Here is a 2,006-nt window from a genome sequence, read left to right as displayed (position 1 = left end):
TTGACGGTTCTTAAGAGTGCCTTAGGCGAATCCGAAGTGTGACCCCAACCTCGCTGCCAGGGTTTGCGCTGGTCGACCTGCGAAAGACCGAATTTCGGTTCGACCAAACTCGACCGCCCGCATACCGGCGAAAACCAAACCGGTGACCCCGTGGGGGCACCGCCCGTTCTACCGTCAGCAGCATGGCAACCCTCGAGAACCGTGGCAGTGCGATCCGCGTGAGCTGGCGCCTCAATGGTAGTCGCGACGGCGCCCGGCAGAGCTGCACCTTCAACGGTCCCCTCAAGGACCGCGAAGACCTCGCCCGCACCGCCAAGGCGCTCGTCGAGGCCCGCGGGCACGCAATCACCCGGGCGCAGGTGTACGCAGCCATCTTGGGAGTGGAGCCGGTCCCCGACCCGATCCCGACCCTGCGCGTGTGGGCGCAGACCTGGCTCGGCAACCTCGACCAGGACCGCCTCGTCGAGCCGGAAACGGTGACTGCCTACCGCGACTCACTGAGGCTGCGCGCCCTGCCGAAGCTCGGCCACCTCCGTTTGGATGAGATCACCACCGAAGGTGTCGAACAGTGGCTGCGGTGGGTGAACCGGCAGCACAACACCGTCGGCAACAGGGGCCGGAACATCACCACCGACGACCTGCTGTCGGTGTCGTCGGTGAACCACGCCTACGCGGTGCTGCACACCTGCCTCAGCGCGGCTGTTCCGAAGTGGCTGAGCTCCAACCCGGCGACCCAGCCGCGCGGCAAGCGCCGCAGGATCACCGCGAAGACCGGCGAGGAGCCGTTCGAGGGCATCTTCCTCAAACCCCATGAGATCGCACTGATCCTCACCAACTGCGACCCGCTGATCCGCGACCTGGTGGACACCGCCTTGGCGACGGGCATGCGGCTCGGCGAGCTGATCGCACTGGACGCCCGGCACATCACCCGCAACAGCGACCAGGTGGTGGTGCACGTGCGGCGCACCGTCAAGGCGAGAGGCCGCATCGGGGAACCGAAGTCGCGGGCCGGGCGGCGCAGCATTCCGGTGGCGTCTGACGTGGGTCGGATGTTGTGGAATCGGGCGCTTCGACTGCACCCCAACGAGCCGCTGTTCACCAACAGGGCGGGACGTCGATGGACGGAGGGAAACTTCCGCGGCGGCTACTGGTGGCCGGCGATCGCCGCGGCGCAACGATGCCCGGAGCATCCGCCTGTGCTGACGCCGTACTCAGGCCGTGGCCGGCCGCGGAAGCTGGACGTTCACGAGGTGTCGACGTGCGGGTGCGAAGGACGACTGCATTGCCGACCCAGACCCCACGATCTGCGGCATACGCATGCTTCAGCGCTGATACGCGCCCGGTGGTCGCCGAAGAAAGTGCAGGTCAGGCTCGGCCACTCCAGTTACTCGATCACGATGAACACCTATGCGCACGAGTGGGACCTGGGCGAGGCCGGCGAACTGGAGACGGTGAACCAGATGCTGCTGCCTGCGCGAGCTAAGCCCCACCCTGCAGTGCGTCGTGGATCAGTTGCTCGGCGCGGTTACGGGCGTACTCGTCTTGTTCGGCGATGAGGGTGCGAATGATTTTGGCTTTTTGCTCGTCGGACAGGTCCGGGTTCTTCATAATGCGGATCAGCGGGTCGTCGGTCGTGCTGGCTGTTGGACCGGATTTCAGATCTGCCAATGTGCTGTGATCCTGGTCCGCGTCGGTGATGACCAGTACTGACAGCTTCGGGTCACCGCCGCTGAGGATGGACACGATGCTGCCTCGCTGCCAGTGCAGGGTGTCTTCGATCCCGACGTAGTTGGTTTCAGCGGTGCGGCGGGTGGCTTCCTCGAGGGCGATCCAGGTGGAGCGGGCCATGCCGGCCTTTTCGGCGGCGGCGCGGACGCTGAGCGGGATTTGGAGTCGTCTGTCGCGAACGGCTTTGGCGAGTCTGCTGCGGGTCTCGTCGCCCTCGGGGGGTTCGTTCGCTGAGGTCACGGCGCTCATGATGGCAGACTCCTGCGGTATCAGCCAGT

The 2,006-nt window shown here is 65.8% G+C and carries 2 protein-coding genes; one reads left to right on the top strand and one right to left on the bottom strand.

From position 1 onward, the window contains the following. The first annotated feature begins 182 nt into the window (after nucleotides 1-182). Nucleotides 183-1,556: a tyrosine-type recombinase/integrase gene (locus Ato02nite_RS42625; protein ID WP_213012417.1), complete on the top strand. Its 1,374-nt coding sequence runs from the start codon at nucleotides 183-185 to the stop codon at nucleotides 1,554-1,556. Here the strand turns inward: Ato02nite_RS42625 and Ato02nite_RS42620 are convergent. After that, nucleotides 1,480-2,006, bottom strand: a 527-nt coding sequence (locus Ato02nite_RS42620) for a hypothetical protein (protein WP_213012416.1), incomplete at its 5' end; no start/stop codon positions are given. The genes Ato02nite_RS42625 and Ato02nite_RS42620 overlap by 77 nt on opposite strands.

Origin of the sequence: Paractinoplanes toevensis (genome assembly GCF_018332695.1) — a bacterium.
Classification (GTDB): domain Bacteria; phylum Actinomycetota; class Actinomycetes; order Mycobacteriales; family Micromonosporaceae; genus Actinoplanes; species Actinoplanes toevensis.
Note: the sequence above shows the minus strand (reverse complement) of the source record. Positions and strands in the feature narration are given on the sequence as shown.

Bases quoted from the DNA above. Each gene is read 5' to 3' on its own strand.
- Ato02nite_RS42625 (WP_213012417.1), top strand. From the start codon at position 183: ATGGCAACCCTCGAGAACCGTGGCAGTGCGATCCGCGTGAGCTGGCGC.